Below are 17,864 nucleotides of genomic sequence, written 5' to 3' on the forward strand. Positions count from 1 at the left end.
CGAGCAGCTGCCGCCAGGGCTCCTGCTCGGCGCCCGGGATGCCGAACGGCAGCAGGGGAGAGGCGGGGAAGCGGCCCGCCTCGATCTCCAGGGCGGCCCAGCCGGACCCCTCGGCGAGCAGGGCCTCCGGCTCGCCGAACCCGTCGGCCTCGGCCAGGGCGCGGTCCAGCTCCGCGGCGGGCACCAGCCGGTCCAGGGCGTCGGCCGCGGCCCGCCGGGCCTCGCCCCAACGGCCGTGCACGGCCTCGGCGTCGGCCTCCAGGAGCCCGTACGCCTCGACCCACGACCAGGTCGCTCCGCCGGGCATCGGCAGGTGCTCCAGCTGGGTACGGGCAAGGCCGGCCTGGATCTCCAGGTACGACGAGCCGGGGCCGGAGAGCCACTCCTGCCAGTGCTTCCCGCCCGTGGACGTGCCCCAGCAGAAGAGCTTGCGGCCGCGCAGCCGGTCCGTGGACGTCTGGACCAGACCCGTACCGCTCGCGTCGAGTGCGGCGATCCAGCGTCGCTCGCCGGCCGGGACGTCGAGGAAGTGGTCGGCGGCCCGGGCGGCCCGGCCCGGGTAGCTGCGGTCCTCGGCCCCGACGACCGGGAAGCCCACCCGCTTCAGGTCGCTGACGTAGTCGCAGTGGAAGGCGTGGTCGGCCGGTGCGAGCACCCGTACGCCGGGGTGCTCCGGCACGGCGATGTTCGACCACCAGTAGACGGGGGTCTCCTCCTCCGCCGGATTGTGCACGCCGACGTGGACGAGGAGGACGGGCGAGCCGGCCGGCAGCCAGGCGTCCATCCGCAGGACGAGGCCGCGCAGCCGCTCGAAGGCGAACATCCGCAGCACCGGCGTGCCGTCCGGCGCGCTCGCCCGGACCGCGTGCAGCGGCTCGCAGGTCAGCGGCCAGTGACCGGTCGTCCCGAGGTTCCACTCCACGCCCCCGGCCGGCCACGCGTCGCGCAGGGCGAGGTTGGCCGGCTGGAGCACGGGGTTGCGGTGCAGCAGCTCGCGGCCGGTGGGCCGGTGGACGAGCGACCAGAGCCGGCCTCCGTACCCGGGCAGGAAGGTGGCGGTGAGGTGCTCGTTCTCCAGGACCACGGTGGGCAGTTCGCGCGCGGAGCGCTCGCGGTCGTACACGCCCTGCCGGGTGTAGGGGAGCAGCGTGTGCGGGGCTCCGTACGCGAGGTTCCGGCGCATCTCGTCGTCGATCCCGGCGCCTTCCGCGGTGTACGAGGAGATGCCGTGCAGGATCGGCAGCGTGCCGACCGGGTCGGCGGCCCCCTCGATCGGCAGGACGTCGGTGCGCAGCGTCGAGGCCAGGCGCCGGGTCATTTGCCGATCCCCACGGTCATGCCCTGGATGATCCGCGTCCCCATCCAGGAGAACAGCGCGATCATCGGGGCGAGGATGACGCAGACTCCGGCGAACATCGTTCCGTAGTCCAGCCCGTTGAGCTGCGCGGAGGCGACGAACGACGCGAGCGCCACCGGCAGCGTGATCTGCTCCTGGCTGTGCGTGAGGACGAGGGCGAACAGGGTCTCGTTCCAGGCGCTGATGAACTGCAGGAGGAAGGCCGTGATCAGCCCGCCCCGGGCCACCGGCAGCACGACCTGGACGAAGGACCGCAGCGGTCCCGCGCCGTCCAGGGCGGCGGCCTCCTCCAGTACCGCCGGGATGCCGGAGAAGAAGCCCGTCAGCATGAAGACGGTGAAGGGCATCGCGAGACCGACGTAGACGAGGGTCAGGCCGAACTGGCTGTCGGTCAGGTCCACCTGGGCCATGCCCACGAAGAGCGGCACCACGAGGACCTGGCCGGGCACGCCCAGACCCATCGCGAAGGTCATCGTGAGCGCGGACGAGGTCCGTGTGCGGCGGCGCGCGAGGGCGTAGGCGCACGGTGCGGCGAGTACCACGGCCACCAGCGAGGACGCCGTCGAGACGACGACGCTGTTGAGCGCGGCGGGTCCGAACCCGCCCTCGTCGAACGCCTTGGCGTAGTTGCCGAAGTGCGGCGGGAGCGGAAGCCCGAAGGCCTGGTGCAGGATGTCGGCGCTGCCCCGTACCGACGTCAGCGCGATCCAGAGGATCAGCAGGAGGTCCGCGGCCACCACGCACCAGACGAACGCCGTCGCGATCCGTCTCACCGGGCCGGACGACCCGTGTCTGCTTCGCATGTGCTGTGACCTTTCTCAGTACTCGAGGGGCTCGCGGCGCATCAGCCGCCGCATGACCACCGTCACCACGGTCACCATCACCAGGCTGACGAGCGCGGCCGCCGTGGCCATGCCGAGCCGGGGGACCGTGGCCTGCGGGAACGCCTGCGTGTACACGTACAGCGCGGTGTTCCAGCTCTCGGCCGGCGGATAGGAACTGCTCGTGCCGCCGAACAGCAGGATCAGCTCGAAGATCTTCACCGAACTGACCGTCCACAGCACCGCGCAGACCGAGATGACGTCCCACGCGCACGGCAGGGTCACATGGCGGAAGCGCTGGAAGGCGTTCGCGCCGTCGAGTTCGGCGGCCTCGTAGAGGTGGGGCGGGATCTGGTCGACGGCGGCCATGATGATGGCGGTGTAGTAGCCCGTCGCGGTCCAGATCAGCGTGCCGAGGATCATCGGCAGCAGGTTGTCCGTCGACAGCCACTTCGGCGGGGTCGTGACCCCGAGGAAGTGCAGCGCCTTGTTGACCGGGCCGTCCGGGGAGAACAGGAACCCCGCGGCGATCCCGAACACCATGCCGTTGACCAGGCAGGGGAAGAACAGCACGGACCTGGCGAAGAGCCGTGCCCTCATCTCCCGCAGGACCAGGGTCAGGAGGAAGCTGATCGCGAAGGTGAGCGTTCCGCCGATCACCATCAGCTTGAGGGTGTTGACCAGCGAGGTCCGGAAGAACGGGTCCTCGAAGAGCAACCGGTAGTTCTTGAGCCCGCGCCACTCCATCTCGCCCATGCCGTCCCACTTGTACAGGCTGGTCCAGATCGCGTAGCCGACCGGGGCGAGGAAGAGGACGGCGTACGCGAGGATCGCGGGTGCGGTGAACGGCAGGAACATCCGGCGCTGCTGACGGGCCTGGGGGCCCGTTCGATGGGGGCGGGCCCGGCCGGCGCCCCGGACGGCGTCCGTCCGGGGGCGGTCGTGGAGCGTGGTGGCCACGGTCTCAGCCCTGGGTCTTCGCGTACGAGACCTGGTCGGCCTTGCACTTCGCGACGAACTGCGCGGCGGAGGTCTTGCCGTGCCACAGGTCGAGGTAGTTCTGGCTGAAGACCTTCGCGGGCCACTCGCCGGCGACGCCGTCGAAGGGCAGGCGGACGGTCGCGCCGCTCAGCGCCTTCTGCGCGGCCTCGAGGCCGGCCGGGGCCGGGATGTCCTCGCGGGGGGTGATGTTGAGCGCGGTCGTCGCCATGCCCGCCATCTGCTTCTTCTGCATGAAGAAGGCGATGAACCTCTCCGCCGGTTCCACGCGCTTGGCCTTCTTCGGGATCGAGAAGCCGAACAGCGTCGCGTCCGCGCTCTTCGTCCCGGGCGGCAGGATCGAGCCGAACTTCCACGTCGCGGGGACCTGCTTCGCCACCTCGGCGGTGACCCAGCTGCCGTTCATGAGGAAGCCGGCCTTGCCGCCGGCCCAGTTGGTCTGCTGCGCCGGGTACTTCGTCGCGTCGTAGCCGGGGACGAGGTATCCGCCCTTGACGATCTGCTCGACCTGCTGCGCGGCCTTGAGGACCGCCGGGTCGTCCCAGGCGGCACCGGACCCGTCCGCGGCGAGCTTGCTCACGTCGACCCCGCCCGCGTTGAGCAGGTAGTCGAAGTAGAGGCCGTTGGTCCAGTAGTCCTCGCCCTCGGAGGCGAAGCAGGGCTTCTTCTTGGCCTTGAGCGTGTCGCAGACCTTGAGCAGGCCGGCCCAGTCCGTCGGCGCGCTCGGCATCGCCGCGCTGACGTCCGGGTCCGCGGCGTTGTAGTAGAGGCCGGTCGTGGCGACCTCGTACGGGATGACGTAGTGGTTCGAGCCGCCCGGGTCCTTCGGCAGCATGTCGAAGTACTTGGCCGGGATGACCCGGGAGACCGGGACGTTCTCGCCGGGCACCTGCGCGGAGAGGACGGACGACAGGTCGCGGGCCTGACCGGCCGAGGCGACGGCGCCGAAGATCGCGTCGTTGGCCTGGTCCCACAGGTCGGGGGCCTTGTTCGCGGCGATCGCCGGTCCGATCTTCTTCGACACGTCACGACCGACCCAGTCGACCTCGACCTTGATGCCCGTCGACTTGGTGAACTCGGCGATCGACGCCTTCAGGACCTGGCCCTGCGGCTCGTCCGCCCGCCACATCGACCAGTAGGTGAAGCTCTTCGCGTCGTCGCCGCCCGAGTCGCCGCCGCACGCGCTGAGCCCGAAGGCGAGGGCGGTGACGGTGAGGGCTCCCACGGTGCGGGTGACCGAGGGCAGGGGGGATCTACGCATGGGGGTGTCCTCTCGGTGGTGCTGAATGGTTGGGAACCGTAGAGGCCAATTGACCGGTAAAACAAGACCCTTGGCGGGAATTGATGATCGATCGTGTGCGATTGTGGGGTGTTGATGCCCGATCACTGCACATTCGACCCGAGGAATCGATCAAGGAGGCTTGACTCGTTTCAGGCAAGACCTTTACGTTCGAGCCACCTTGATGGACCGGTCAAATGAGGGAGCGCTGATGGTGACGATGCAGGACGTGGCCGAACGCGCCGGCGTCACGAAGCAGACCGTCTCGAACGTCCTCAGCGGCCGTGTGGCCGTACGTCCCGCGACCGCCGCCCGCGTGCGCGCCGCGATCGACGAGCTCGGCTACACGCCCAACCTGGTGGCCCGGTCCCTGGCCACCGGGAGCACCAAGACGGTCGGGCTCTTCGTGCCCACCGTGGCGGGCGCCTTCTACTCCGATGTGGTCGAGACCGCCGAGGACGTCCTGGAGGAACACGGCTACCACCTGCTCCTCTGCACCACCCGCCTCGACGGCGAGCGGGCCCGCAGGCACCTCGCCGGCCTCACCAGCCGCTCCGTCGACGCCTTGCTGATCGCGGGCGACCGCGACCTCATCGACCATCTGCCGCTCCTCGCCGACGCCCGCTTCCCGGTCGCCCTGTGCGCCTGGGAGACCGACGCGCCGGCCGACCTCCCGGTGGTCACCATCGACTACGAGCACGCCGGCTACCTCGCGGGACGCCATCTGCGCGAGCTCGGTCACGAGCGCGTGGCCGTCCTGGCCAGCCCGGACCACACCCCCCGCGTGGCCGGGTTCCGGCGCGCGTTCGCCGACGACGGCCTGACCGTCCCCGACAGCGCCGTCCACCTGGCGGCCGAGCCGAGCGCGGCCGGCGGCTTCGCCGCGGCGAACGCGGCGTTCGCCGCCGACCCGGCGCTGACCGCGATCTTCGCCACCCACGACATCCTGTCCCTGGGAGTCCTGGAGGCCGCGCGGACCGCGGGGCGCTCCGTACCGGACGACCTCTCCCTCGTCGGCCACGACGACGACCCCGAACTGCGCTCCGGCCTCGGACGGCCGGCCCTCACCAGCGTCGCCGTCCCCACCCGCGACATGGCCCGCCAGGCCGTCGAACTGCTGCTGCGCGCCCTCACCAAGTCGGGCACCGTCGTCAACTCGCTCCAGTTGCTGCGGCCCGAGCTCGTCGTCCGCGACAGCACGCGCCCGCCCCGGTCCACCGGGGTGTGAGCGTGCGGGGTGCGCGGCGGCTTCCGAACCCCGAAAGGACACCTCCGTTGCCGAAGGACCGCCGACCTCCCGCGGACCGCCTCTGGTACCGCGCCCCCGCCACCCGCTTCCTCGAAGCCCTGCCCCTCGGCAACGGGCGGCTCGGCGCGCTGCTGTACGGGGCGGGGGAGCAGGGGCGCACGGGAGAGACCGCGCACCTCAACGCCGACACCCTCTGGTCCGGCGGCCCCGGCCCCCGCGACCGCGCCGGTGCGGCCGAGCACCTTCCGGCGCTCCGGGCCGCCGTCCTCGCCGACCGCGATCACGGCGCCGCCGAGGCGCTCGCCGAGCGGATGCAGGGCCCGTACTCCCAGGCGTACCAGCCGCTCGCCACCCTCCGTCTGACCTGCGGAGACGACGAGCCGGTCGAGGACTACCTCCGCGAACTCGACCTGGACACCGCCGTGCACCGGGTCTCGTACCGCACGGGTGACGCCGAACTCCTCCGCGAGTCCTTCGTCTCGGCACCGGCCGGCGTGCTCGTGACCCGCATCACCGCGGGAGGAGGCGGATGCGTGGACCTCACCGCGCGCCTCCACACCCCCCACCCGAACGCCCGCCGCTCCGGCGACGGAACCGGGGCGATGCTGTCGGGGCGGGCACCCGCGCACCTCTCCTTCGGAGAGGACGACCCGGCGCGCTACGCCGCCGACGAGGGCATGGGCTTCGCGGCCGGACTCCGCGTGATCGCCACGGGCGGCCGCGTCACCCGGGCCGACGGCACGGTGCGGGTCGACGGGGCGGACGAGGTGCTCCTCCTGGTGGCGGCCGGGACCGGCTACCGGGGGCCCACCACACCGCCGGCCGGCCCCGACGACGGGCCCGTCGCCGAGGTGCGCCGCCTCCTGCACGCCGCCGCCGGCCTCCCGTACGAGAAGCTGCTCGCCGCACACGTCGCCGACCACCGACGTCTCTACCGCCGAGCCGCACTGCACCTGAGCACGGAGGCTCCGGAACTCCCCACCGACGAAAGGCTCAGGGCCGGCCGGGACGATCCCGGGCTCGCGGCGCTCCTCTTCGCGTACGGCCGCTACCTCCTGATCGCCTCCTCGCGCCCCGGCACCCAGCCCGCCAACCTCCAGGGCATCTGGAACACCGAGGTCGCCCCGCCCTGGAACGCCAACTGGACCACCAACATCAACCTGCAGATGAACTACTGGCACGCCGAGACCACCGGCCTCGCCGAATGCCACGAACCGCTCCTCGACCTGATCGCGGACCTCGCCGGACCCGGCGCGCACACGGCCGTCACCTACTACGGAGCCGGCGGCTGGACCGTCCACCACAACCTCGACCTCTGGCGGGGCACCCACCCGGTGTCCGGATCGCCGTCCTGGGCGAACTGGCCCATGGCGGGCGCATGGCTCTGCGCGCACCTGTGGGAGCGTCACCTCTTCGACGGGGACCGCGCGTTCCTCGCGGAGCGGGCGTACCCGCTGATGCGGGGCGCGGCGGAGTTCCTGCTCGACCTCCTGACCGAGGACGGCGAGGGAACCCTCGTGACCTGCCCGTCCACCTCGCCCGAACACCACTTCCGCCTCCCGGGCGGCGGCCTGGCCGCCGTGTCGGCCGGCGCCACCATGGACCACTGGCTCGCCGCGGAACTCCTCGGCCGCACCGCCGGGGCGGCCCGGCTCCTGGCCGTGGACCACGACTTCGCGGACACCCTCGACGCCGTACGAGCGCGGCTGCGCCCGCCCCGCACCGACGAGGAGGGACGTCTGCTCGAATGGTGGGAGGACCTGCCGGAGGAGGACCCGGGGCACCGGCACCTGTCCCACCTCTACGGCCTCTACCCGGGCGACGCCATCGACCCGCTCACCGCCCCCGCCCTCGTCGAACCGGCCCGGCGTGCCCTCGCACGCCGCCTCGAGCACGGCAGCGGCAGCACCGGCTGGAGCCGCGCCTGGACGGCCGCGCTCGCCGCCCGTCTGGGCGACGCGGAACTCGCCCACGAGAGCGTGCGGACCCTCCTCGCGCAGTACACCGCCCCCAACCTCTTCGGCCTGCACCCGCCGGACCTCTTCCAGATCGACGGGAACTTCGGGATCACCGCCGCGATCGGCGAGATGCTGCTGCAGAGCCACAACGGCGTCCTGCGCCTGCTGCCCGCGCTCCCGGAGGCCTGGCCCACGGGCTCGGCGACGGGTCTGCGCGCGCGGGGCGGAACCGGCGTCGACCTCCACTGGGCCGGGGGAGTCCTGACGGAGGCCGTCCTGGACGCGACCCGAAGCGGCACCCTCACGGTCCAGCTCCCCGCCGGTACCCCGCCGCACCTCACGGTCACCGAAGCGGGCGGCGCCCCTGCCGAGGCCGACATCGACCTCGGCAGGACCGGTTCCGGACCGCGTCTCCGTATCGAAGCCCGCGCGGGGACGGCGTACCGGCTGTCCGTCACCCGCTGAGGCCGCGCGCGTCCCGTCCTACACGGGCGTGCCGTAGAGGATCACCTCGGCGATACCGGCGACGGTCTGCGCGCCTCCACCGGCCACCTGCGTGATGACGAAGCGGACCTGCCGCACGTCCGTCGCCGTGAAGACCTCGGGAAGGATGTACTGGCCCGCTCGCGTCAGACCGGAGTACGCCGTGGTCCAGGTCGCCCCGTCGGGGGAGGTCTGGAGGTCGTACGTGTACCAGCTGCTGTCCTTGCCCCAGTGGACGCGCACCCCGGCGAGGTCGTGCGGGTCGGTCAGCTCCACGGTCAGCGTCTGGGGGACGGTCGGGCCGGACGCGCTCCAGCCGGTGCCGAAGGTGATGTCCCCGTCGAAGGCCTTCTCCGGTTCGTAGCCGGTGGCCCGGCTGGACGCGGTGACGGTCCTGATCCGGTCACGGGCGATCCTCGGGCCGGGGTCGGCCGGGGGGACCCCGCCGCTGCCCCCGGGCGGCACCGCGCGGAACTCGCGGAGGGACGGCCACCAGTCGCCGGCGGACAGGACGTCCACGCGCACGTGCCGCGTGGTGAGCGCCACCGGGTGGGTGACGGCGGCGGCCATCGCGGTGTTGTCCGCCGCGTCGACCGCGGTGGTCCAGGTGGTGGCGTCGTCGGAGACCAGGACGCGGTACCGGTAGCTGGTCCGGTCGGTCTCCCACACGATCTGGAACTGCTCGATCTCGGCCGGTGCACCGAGGTCGACCTGCCACCAGGCGGGGTCGGGGCCGTCGCCGACCCACTTGGTGCCGCCCTCGTCGTCCACGGCGTTGGCGGGCCCGTTCCCGTACTGCGAGGTGGAGGCGGTCGCCGGCTTGAACAGGGCCAGGTTCTGCGCGCCCTGGCCTTCCAGGGCGGAGATGTCCTGCCACACCGGGTGGGTGCCGTCGGCGACGTGCGTACCGGTGTAGGGCGTGGTCTGCACGGTGCACCGGCCGCTCTCCAGCCCGTCCGCGGTCGCGGTGAGGGTGACGGCGCCGGCGGTGGTGCCGGCGGCGATCAGGGCGTGGCCGATGCCGCCCTGGACCTTCTGCCTCTGTGCCGAGATCCGCGGGATGCCGTGGCCCACCAGGGAGCCGGCTCCCGTCACGTCGAGGGTGACGACGGCCGCGGAGTCGGGGACCAGGGTGCCGTCGGCGTCGACGACCTTGACGAAGACGGGGATCAGGTCCGAGCCGTCGGCGACGGGCTGGATGCGGTCGAGCCACGCCGCGTACCCGCGCAGGACTCCGGCCTCCCGGGCCGACAGGGCGCGGCCGCGGCTCCGGCCGACGCGGTCGACGAGGGCCTGAGCGCCCGTCGCGGCCGCGAGGAGGTCCCGGGCCGCTTTCCTCCCCGCCTCCGAACTGTCGCCGAGGGCGGCGGCCACCAGGCCGGTCAGCACCTCCTGGCCGCCGGCGTCGTCGACGACGAGCTCCAGGCGGTGGGCGGCACCGGGGGTCCTGACCACATGGGTCGCGGCGAGCGTGCCACCCATGTAGCCCTCGGCCCGGAGCTCCCCCGCGGCGAACGAGGGCAGGGTGAAGGTGTAGTACGGGCTGCCGCCCTTGGCCGCGATGTGCGGCGCGGTCCCGGCGTTCTGGGCGCGGGTCTTCTCCCCGACGAGCGTGCCGTTCTGGTGGAGGCGGACGCTGTCGGTGTTGCTGAAGACCATGACGTCGAGGCTGGAGGAGGCCGTGTGGGAACTGGCGACGAAGACCATCGGGCCGCCGTGGTTCGGATTGCCGGCCGGCTGCATGGACGCGAGCCAGTGGTAGCAGTACTTGGGGTAGCGGTCGATGTCGACGGCACCGGACCTCTGGTACGGGTCGTTGGTGCCGTAGTCCTCGAAGACCCACAGGAAGTACCCGCCGATCCGGGGGTTGGCGTCCAGGCCGCCCCAGTCCCAGTAGCCGTCGCCCTCCAGGTAGCGCTGGCGGGTGACGACCTGGCCGACGAGTGCGGCCTCACCCTCGTCCCTGTCGCAGCGGGAGGGGTTCTCCCAGTCGCCCCACTCGCGGGTGAGGAACGGCACGGACGGCGCGGGATCCGAGCCGTCCGTGTTGACGACCTTGTAGTCGACCCCGTACTCCCCGCCCCACGTGCCGTAGTCCGCCGAGGTGAACATCTGGTCGCCCGGCATCTCCGCGTGGGCGACCGTGTTGGCCTCCTTCGCCCACCACTGCGGATAGTGGGTCTCGTTGAGGGAGGTCTCCCACAGGACGACGGAGGGCCGGTTGCGGTCGCGCCGGATCATCGTGGCGATGTCGCGGTAGGTGCGGCTGACGAAGGTCTGGTCGCCGTTCCAGTACTGCCAGCCCGGCTGGCAGGCCACGACGAGGAGGCCCAGCTCGTCGCAGGCGTCGAGGAAGGCGGGATCGTGCGGGTAGTGCGCCGCCCGCACGGCGTTGAATCCGCCGAGCTTCAGCCGCAGCGCCTCGCGGTACTTCATCGACGGCGGGGCCGCGTCGCCCACGTGGGCGTAGTTCTGGTGGACGTTCGCGCCGCGCAGGTAGATCCGGTCGCCGTTGAGGTAGAAGCCGTCCGCCCGGTAGTCGATCCGGCGTATGCCGGTGCGGGTGGTCACCGTGTCGACGAGCCGGCCGTCGACGAAGACCTGGCTGACCAGGCTGTACAGGGAGGGGGAGTCGGGGTGCCAGAGCTTCGGCCGGGGCACGCTCAGCGTCTGCGCGTAGGTGGTGGCGCCGCCTCCCGGCACGGAGACGGTGTCCGTGGCCTGCGCGACCGCCGTGCCCCGGGCGTCGCGGAGGACCGTGGTCAGCGTGGTCCGCGCGGTGACCGCCGTCCGGTTCACCACGTGGGTCCTGACCTTGGCCGTCGCCCGCGTCGTGGTCGCCCTCGGGTACGTCACGAACACCCCGCCCCCGGCGACCAGGTCCTCCTGGAGGGCGTCGGAGACGTGGACCGGTTCCGTGACGCGGAGCGTGACGCCCCGGTAGATGCCGCCGTACGTGAGGAACCCCAGTTCGTTCCGCGGCTTGCCGGGGGGAGTGAGCGGGTCGTCGAGGTTCGACACGCGGACCGCGAGGACGTTGTCGCGGTCGAAGAGGACCTTGTCGGTGATGTCGACGACGAAGCCCGTGGTCCCGCCGAAGTGCTCGGTGAGCTTCTCCCCGTTCAGGTAGACCGCGCAGTCGGTCTGGACCCCGTCGAAGACGACGGCGTGCCGCCGCCCCCGGTCCTGCGGGTCGACCCGGAAGTACCGCCGGTACCAGCCGATGCCCGCGTACACGTCGTAGGCGGAGGGACGCTTCTTCTCCAGCCGCATCGTGTGCGGGAGCGAGACCGCGGCCCACGCCGAGTCGTCGAATCCGGGCTGCTGGGCGCCGGTGGCGTCGTCGCGCCAGAACGCCCAGCCGGTGTTGAGGTTCAGCACACGGCGCCCGCCCGCGGCCGTGGCCTGCGGGGGCAGCGCCGGGTCGGCCGGCGTCGCGGCGGCCTGCCCGGCGGGCACCAGGGTGGCCCCCACACCGGCCAGGCCCGCGGCGAGGACACCTCGCCGCCTCATCCCACTGGTGTTTCCGATCACGTTCGTGTGCTCCTCTGTCGATGTGTCGTCGTCCGATGAGGAAGGGCGGGGCAGGTCCGTCGCCGGTCCTGCCCCGCCCCCCGAGGGGCTGCGGGCGGGGTCAGGAGACCTTGATCAGCCGCCACTGCTGGTTGGTGCCGCCGGTGGTGATGTACTGGTCGACGGAGGCGCCGCCGGCGGTCGAAGCCCCGCGTACGTCGAGCGCGTAGCCGTTGGCGCGGGACTCGACGGTGTACGTGCCGTTGTTCGCCGGGGCGATCACCCACTGCTGCTCGGGGCCGCCGGTCGCGGACCGGATGCCCAGCTGGGTGCCGGGCCAGGTGGTCGCCAGGGGGACCGTGAGGAGCTTGCCGCTCGCGGCGCCGGTGACCGTGTAGTAGCCGTCGGCGTCACGGGCGAGGGTCCACTGCTGGTTGGCGCCGCCGTTGTCGGGCCACTGGATGACGGGCGTCCCGTCGGCCGTCTGTCCGCCCGAGGCGTCGAGGGACTGGCCGCTGTTGGCGTTGACGATCCTGTAGGTGCCGGAGAGGGCGGGCGTGGTGCCCGGGGTGACGCGGAAGTCCGCGTACTGGACCGGGTGGTAGCCGGCGGTGCCGAGACCGACCTGCCCGCCGCCGAAGCCGCTGTCGGTGACCGTGGCCTGCGTCCGGCCGTCGATGGCGACCGTGATCGCGTCGCCCTGGAAGGTCAGGGCGAGGTTGTGCCAGGTCCCGGTGCCGGGCGCGGGCACGGTCCCCTCGGCGAGCGGCGGGACCGCGGTGTCCCAATCACCCCACGGACGGCCGGACTTCAGGAGCTTCCACGTACCGGTGTCGCTCAGACGAAGGTGGTACGCGTCGAGGCCGTTGTTGTTCTTGTCCTGGGTGCCGATCCGGCCGAGGAGCTCGGCGGCGCTGCCGCCCTGCTCCAGGAGCACGTCCGCGCTGACCGTGTAGTCGCTCCAGCTCTGCTCGCCCATGACGGTGTACGGCTGGTTGGACTTCTCGTCGGTCCACTGGATGGGCGGGACCGGCGACATCTGGCGCAGGCAGGAACCGGTGCGGCCGCCGGCGCAGGGCGCCGCCTCGAAGGCGCCGTTCATCGTGGAGAAGTACCTGGCCTCCTGGCCCTTGGCGTAGCCGCCGAGGGAGTCCGTGTACGGGAGGGCCAGCTGCTTGCGCTGCGGCGGTGTCGTGACGGCCGCGCCCCCACCGGTGGTGGTGGTCACGGTGTAGACGCGACCCGGGGCCAGCGTGAGGCTGTACGCGCCCCCGCTCGCGGTCAGGTCGGCGTCGCGCACCATGCGCGGGGTCGCGCCGGCGTTCTGGGAGAGGTCGGTGGACCACACGTGCAGGGTGCCGCCGGGGAGACCGCCGGCGACCTTCAGATTCACCGTCTGCGCGGCGGTGGCGTCCATCGTCTCGAAGACGGTGCTCCACGCGGACCTGTCCGGCGCCGCGTAGCTGACGTAGCTGCCCGAGGCGGCGTTGCCCGCCCCCAGGTAGCCGGTGGCGGTGTCCAGGTACTTCCAGCCGGGGGAGGTGAACTGGGTGGTCTGGGCGATGGACCAGGTGGTGCGGCCGACGCTGTAGTGCCCGGACCACGGCTGGTTGGCGGTGACCAGGCCGGCGTCGTGGAAACCGAGGTTCTGGTAGAGCGAGGCGACGAGCGGCCAGTTGATGTACGCCGTCATCTTCGCGTCGATGTAACCCCGGTTGATGGCACGGGCGACGGGGGCGGCGCCGGCCTCGGCGCCCTTCGAGCCGTTCTCGCTCGCCCAGATCGGCTTCCCGAGGTTCTGCGCGTCGGCGGTCGAGGAGCACCGGGTCATCGCCGACATGTAGCCGCAGTCGTAGTGGGAGCCGGCGACGTCCACCGCGTCGTACAGGGCGGGGTCGTTCTTCATGGCGGTGGCGATCGGCCAGCCCCACGACTCGCCGCCGATGATCTTGGTGGAGGCGTAACCGCGGCTGAGCAGGGCCGACTTGAGGGACTTGTACCACGCGGCGTCGAAGTCCCGCTCGTTCCAGCCGCCCATGTAGTCGACGGTCAGACCGTGCTGCTCGGCGCAGCCGAGCCAGGTGATCAGATAGTCGATCATGTCCTGCGAGTAGAAGCTGTGGTTGCCGATCCAGCCCGGCGCGCCCCAGGACAGGGCGGCGAACTTGATGTTCGGGTTGCGGGCCTTGGCCTGCTCCATCAGCCACCACTCGTAGCCCGCGTCGCAGTCGACCACGCCCCTGCTGTGCTCGACGCTGGCCTCGGCGCCGTCGGTGGAGTTGGTGTCGCCGCCGACCTCGACCTTGAGGATCTGCAGGCTCGCCCCGTAACCGGGCTTGAAGAGGTAGTCGAGGATCTCTCCCCGCTGGGCGGCCGGGTAGTCGCGCAGCAGGCGGGTGTTGCCCCCGCCGCCGCTGATCGCCCCGATGCCGTCGAACGTGCGTCCAGGGCTGGTGCCGGCCACGGTGATCGTGGTTTTCGGGGCGGCGGCGCGCGCCTGGGTGGTCGCCTGGCCGTTCACGGTCGCGAGGGTCAGGAGTGCGGCGGCGACGGTGGCCGCGCGTCTGATGAGTCGGCCGTTCGGCCTGAGGGGTGTGCGCACGGTGCGGTCCCTTCTGGATTCGGTCGGGTGCCTGCGTGCGGGCATGCGGATCCGGCCCTGGTGGCAGTGACGCGGGCGCCGCGTGGGGCGGTGGTGCGGATCGGGCCCTGCGTGGGACGAGAGGTGGGGCTCCGTCCGGGCGGTCGGCGCCGGTGAGCGGTCGGCGCCGTGAGCCCGCGACGGATCGGATGGATTCTCACCACTCGGCTGGCGGCCTGTCCAGGGAATGAGCAACAAAATCGCGCATCGGGTGAGTGATCTTGCTCGATACCGAGCAGAAACAAGCGCTTTCATGCAAAACCCTTGGGTGGGGTTCTTGACGTTCAGGCGGGCGCGGCGTTCCCTGTGGGGTGAGGCGCGTTGGGTTGCGCTGTGTTTTGTTGAATTGTGTTGACCGTTCGATCCTTGAGGCCCGGGAGCTCTCGTGCACGCCGTTCGCAGCCGTTCCGCTTCCCCGCCCCGCCCCGCCCCGCTTCCCGGACGGCCTCGGGGTCGCTTTCGCGGTGTCGGCGGTCCGGGCCCGGGTGCCAGGTGGGCCCGTGCCCGGGGAAGGGTGACGGAAGTCTTACGGCCCGGCGCGGGAGCCGTCGCCGAGGGGTGGGGTTCCGTAGCGTGCCGGGCATGCGAGTACTCGTCACAGGAGGAGCCGGGTTCATCGGCGCGCACGTGGTGGACGTCCTGGCGGCCGGGGGACATGTGCCGGTCGTGCTCGACGCGCTGTTGCCGGCTGCTCATCCGCATCCCCCCGAGTTGCCGGATGCCGAGTTCGTCCGGGGCGACGTCCGGGACGCGGCGACGGTGAGGCGTGTCCTGCGCGGTGTGGACGCCGTGTGCCACCAGGCCGCGATGGTGGGCCTGGGGAAGGACTTCGCGGACGCGCCGGAGTACGTCGCCCGCAACGACCTGGGGACGGCGGTGCTGCTGGCCGGGATGGCCGAGGCCGGGGTGCGGCGGTTCGTACAGGCGGGGTCGATGGTCGTGTACGGCGAGGGACGGTACGAGTGCCGCGAGCACGGGGTGGTGCGGCCGGGGCCCCGGGCGGTCGCGGACCTGGAGGCGGGCCGGTTCGAGCCGCGCTGCCGGCGCTGCGGGGCCGAGCTCGTCCCCGGGCTGGTGGGCGAGGACGCCCCGGCCGACCCGCGGAACGTGTACGCGACGACGAAGCTCGCGCAGGAGCATCTGGCCGCCGCCTGGGCCCGGTCCGTCGGCGGCAGGGCCGTGTCACTGCGGTACCACAACGTGTACGGCCCGGGCATGCCGCGGGACACCCCGTACGCGGGTGTCGCCTCCTTCTTCCGGTCCGCGCTGGCCCGGGGCGAGGCCCCGCGGGTGTTCGAGGACGGCGCGCAGCGGCGGGACTTCGTCCACGTACGGGACGTCGCCCGCGCGAACGCGGCCGTCCTGGCCGAGGTCGACGGCCTGCCGGACGGCGGCCACACGGCCTACAACGTGGGCAGCGGCGACCCGCGCACCGTGGGGGAGATGGCCGCCGCGCTCGCCGCGGAGCACGGCGGCCCGGCCCCCGTGGTGACGGGGGAGTTCCGGCTCGGCGACGTCCGGCACATCACGGCGGACTCGTCCCGGCTGCGGCGTGATCTGGGCTGGCGTCCCGAGACGGGATTCGCCGAGGGCATGGCCGAGTTCGCCCGAGCCGGGCAGCGGGCCTCGGCCCGGATCGGGTAGCCGGGCCCCGGCCCGCGAGGGCGCCGCGGGCGTGTCCGTCAGGCGTTCGCGCCGGCGAGGGGCAGGGTGACCTCGAAGCGGCAGCCGCCGGGCACGTTGTGGACCCGTGCCCGCCCGGCGTGGGCCTCGACGATGCCCCGTACGATCGCCAGCCCGAGTCCGGCGCCGGCGGGGGGCGTGCGGGCGGGAACGCCGCGCCAGCCCGTGTCGAAGACCTTGGGCAGGTCTTCCTCCGGGATGCCGCCGCACCCGTCGGTCACGGACAGCACGGCACGGCCCTCGTGCCGGTCGACCCGTACGGCCACGGTGCCGTCGGCGGGGGTGTGACGGATGGCGTTGACGAGCAGGTTGGCCAGGACCCGGGTCATCTCCTTGCCGTCCACCTCGACCGGGACGTGGTCGATGCCGTCGCCGCACAGCCGTACGCCGCGCTCGCGGGCGAGCGGATCGGCGCCGAGCAGCGCGTCGGCCGCCAGGTCCTGGAGGGAGACGCGGCCGAGGGTCAGTTCGAGGGCCCCGGCGTGGATGCGGGAGAGCTCGAAGAGGTCCCCGACCATGCTGTCCAGACGTTCGACCTCGGTGCGGATCTGCCGGTGGTAGCGGGCGGGGTCGGCGGCCACCCCGTCCTCCAGCGCCTCCGCCATGGCCCGCAGCCCGGCGAGCGGGGTGCGCAGGTCGTGGGAGATCCAGGCGACGAGCTCGCGGCGGGAGGACTCCAGGGCGCGCTCGCGCTCCCGGGAGGCGGCGAGCCTGGCGCTGGTGGCGGCCAGTTCACGGGTGACGGCGGCCAGTTCCGCGGTGGGCCGGGCGGATGGCGCGGCGAAGCTGCCGTCCTCGCCGAAGTCCCGGGCCGCACGCGCCAGTTCACGGCCGCGCGCCACGACCCATCGGCCGAGGAGCACCGCGGTGGCCAGGGAGACGACCGCGGCCATGGCGACCACGAGGGTGACCACGCTCAGGTCGTGCGGGGAGAGGAACATGGCCCGGGCGACGGCGAGGGTGCCGGAGAGCATGGCGGTGACGGCGACCGCGGCGACGACGGCCAACGAGACGGCGACGGAACGGTGCCGCAGCAGACGCAGCGCGACCGCGCCGAGCAGGCCGGCACAGGCCGCGCCCCCGAACGCGAACGCCGCGATCAGCAGGAGGTCCCTCACCGGGCGCCTTCCTCTCCGCCCGCCTCGAAGCGGTACCCCACGCCCCAGACGGTCCGGATCAGCCGGGGGGCGGCCGGGTCGTCCTCGATCTTGGCGCGCAGGCGGCGCACGTGGACGGTGACGGTGGACAGGTCGCCGAAGTCCCAGCCCCACACGTCCCGCATCAGCTCCTGACGCCCGTGGGCCAGGCCGGGACGGGTGAGGAAGTGCGCGAGGAGGTCGAACTCCCTCAGGGTGAGCATGAGTTCCCGCCCGTTCTTGAGGGCCCGGCGGGTCTGCGGATCGAGCCGGATCCCCGCCCCGGTCAGCAGCCCCCGTCCGGGGACCTCCGGAGGCGCGGCCCGGCTCCGGCGCAGGACGGACTCCACGCGCAGGACCAGTTCACGCGGGCTGAACGGTTTCGTGACGTAGTCGTCCGCGCCGAGCTCCAGCCCGGCGATCCGGTCGTCCTCGTCGCCGCGCGCCGTCAGCATGATCACCGGAACGGGACGGTCGGCGCGCAGCCGCCGGCACACCTCGAGACCGTCGATGCCGGGCAGCATGAGGTCGAGGACGACCAGGTCCGGGTCGTGCCGGGCGGCGGAGTCGAGTGCGGCGGGGCCGTCGGCGGCGTGGTGGACGCTGTGGCCGGCCCGGCGGAGATAGCCGGTGACGACCTCGGCGACGGTGGGGTCGTCGTCGACGACGAGGACCCGGGCGGGCGGGACGGGCAGGGACGTGCTCATGACGGCAAGCCTCGCACCGCCGGGCCTCCGCCGTCCCC

The 17,864-nt window shown here is 72.6% G+C and carries 10 protein-coding genes and 1 pseudogene; 3 read left to right on the top strand and 8 right to left on the bottom strand.

The window, feature by feature from the left end; translation table 11 throughout:
• Positions 1 to 331 precede the first annotated feature (331 nt).
• From ACFYUS_RS29340 to ACFYUS_RS29355, 4 genes and pseudogenes are all read right to left on the bottom strand, one after another.
• Positions 332 to 1,318, bottom strand: a pseudogene (locus ACFYUS_RS29340) (DUF5107 domain-containing protein); the annotation flags it as partial.
• The gene (locus ACFYUS_RS29345; protein WP_388858519.1) at positions 1,315 to 2,160 is read right to left on the bottom strand and encodes a carbohydrate ABC transporter permease; all 846 of its coding nucleotides are present in this window, start codon (positions 2,158 to 2,160) and stop codon (positions 1,315 to 1,317) included. The gene ACFYUS_RS29345 and the pseudogene ACFYUS_RS29340, both read right to left, overlap by 4 nt.
• A 15-nt stretch (positions 2,161 to 2,175) precedes the next feature.
• The gene (locus tag ACFYUS_RS29350) at positions 2,176 to 3,138 is read right to left on the bottom strand and encodes a carbohydrate ABC transporter permease (protein WP_388858522.1); all 963 of its coding nucleotides are present in this window, start codon (positions 3,136 to 3,138) and stop codon (positions 2,176 to 2,178) included.
• A gap of 4 nt (positions 3,139 to 3,142) precedes the next feature.
• Positions 3,143 to 4,438 (bottom strand): ABC transporter substrate-binding protein, encoded by a 1,296-nt coding sequence (locus tag ACFYUS_RS29355; RefSeq protein WP_388858526.1) that lies wholly within the window; start codon positions 4,436 to 4,438, stop codon positions 3,143 to 3,145.
• 229 nt (positions 4,439 to 4,667) lie between these two features.
• Here ACFYUS_RS29355 and ACFYUS_RS29360 point away from each other — a divergent pair, with 229 nt between their 5' ends.
• Positions 4,668 to 5,684 (top strand): LacI family DNA-binding transcriptional regulator, encoded by a 1,017-nt coding sequence (locus tag ACFYUS_RS29360; RefSeq protein WP_388858529.1) that lies wholly within the window; start codon positions 4,668 to 4,670, stop codon positions 5,682 to 5,684.
• Positions 5,685 to 5,731: 47 nt separating this feature from the next.
• The gene (locus tag ACFYUS_RS29365) at positions 5,732 to 8,128 is read left to right on the top strand and encodes a glycoside hydrolase N-terminal domain-containing protein (protein WP_388858531.1); all 2,397 of its coding nucleotides are present in this window, start codon (positions 5,732 to 5,734) and stop codon (positions 8,126 to 8,128) included.
• Positions 8,129 to 8,146: 18 nt separating this feature from the next.
• Here ACFYUS_RS29365 and ACFYUS_RS29370 read toward each other — a convergent pair whose 3' ends face one another.
• Positions 8,147 to 11,659, bottom strand: coding sequence for a discoidin domain-containing protein (locus tag ACFYUS_RS29370; protein WP_388858534.1), 3,513 nt, complete (start codon positions 11,657 to 11,659; stop codon positions 8,147 to 8,149).
• 121 nt (positions 11,660 to 11,780) lie between these two features.
• The gene (locus ACFYUS_RS29375; protein ID WP_388858537.1) at positions 11,781 to 14,261 is read right to left on the bottom strand and encodes an RICIN domain-containing protein; all 2,481 of its coding nucleotides are present in this window, start codon (positions 14,259 to 14,261) and stop codon (positions 11,781 to 11,783) included.
• 621 nt (positions 14,262 to 14,882) lie between these two features.
• On the opposite strand from ACFYUS_RS29375, the gene ACFYUS_RS29380 reads away from it, so the two are divergent.
• Positions 14,883 to 15,944: an NAD-dependent epimerase/dehydratase family protein gene (locus tag ACFYUS_RS29380; protein WP_388858540.1), complete on the top strand. Its 1,062-nt coding sequence runs from the start codon at positions 14,883 to 14,885 to the stop codon at positions 15,942 to 15,944.
• Positions 15,945 to 15,982: 38 nt separating this feature from the next.
• Here the strand turns inward: ACFYUS_RS29380 and ACFYUS_RS29385 are convergent, their stop codons facing one another.
• On the bottom strand, positions 15,983 to 17,101 hold the full coding sequence (locus ACFYUS_RS29385; RefSeq protein WP_388858543.1) for a sensor histidine kinase: 1,119 nt from the start codon (positions 17,099 to 17,101) through the stop codon (positions 15,983 to 15,985).
• Positions 17,098 to 17,826, bottom strand: coding sequence for a response regulator transcription factor (locus ACFYUS_RS29390; RefSeq protein WP_388858546.1), 729 nt, complete (start codon positions 17,824 to 17,826; stop codon positions 17,098 to 17,100). The genes ACFYUS_RS29385 and ACFYUS_RS29390 overlap by 4 nt, the downstream gene beginning before the upstream one ends.
• Positions 17,827 to 17,864: the final 38 nt, after the last annotated feature.

The sequence above is a fragment of the Streptomyces sp. NPDC004284 genome, assembly GCF_042874035.1.
Taxonomy (GTDB): Bacteria; Actinomycetota; Actinomycetes; order Streptomycetales; family Streptomycetaceae; genus Streptomyces.

Coding starts and splice junctions, on each gene's coding strand:
- ACFYUS_RS29345 (WP_388858519.1), bottom strand. CDS start 2,160: ATGCGAAGCAGACACGGGTCGTCCGGCCCGGTGAGACGGATCGCGACG.
- ACFYUS_RS29355 (WP_388858526.1), bottom strand. CDS start 4,438: ATGCGTAGATCCCCCCTGCCCTCGGTCACCCGCACCGTGGGAGCCCTC.
- ACFYUS_RS29380 (WP_388858540.1), top strand. CDS start 14,883: ATGCGAGTACTCGTCACAGGAGGAGCCGGGTTCATCGGCGCGCACGTG.
- ACFYUS_RS29390 (WP_388858546.1), bottom strand. CDS start 17,826: ATGAGCACGTCCCTGCCCGTCCCGCCCGCCCGGGTCCTCGTCGTCGAC.
- ACFYUS_RS29370 (WP_388858534.1), bottom strand. CDS start 11,659: ATGAGGCGGCGAGGTGTCCTCGCCGCGGGCCTGGCCGGTGTGGGGGCC.
- ACFYUS_RS29360 (WP_388858529.1), top strand. CDS start 4,668: ATGGTGACGATGCAGGACGTGGCCGAACGCGCCGGCGTCACGAAGCAG.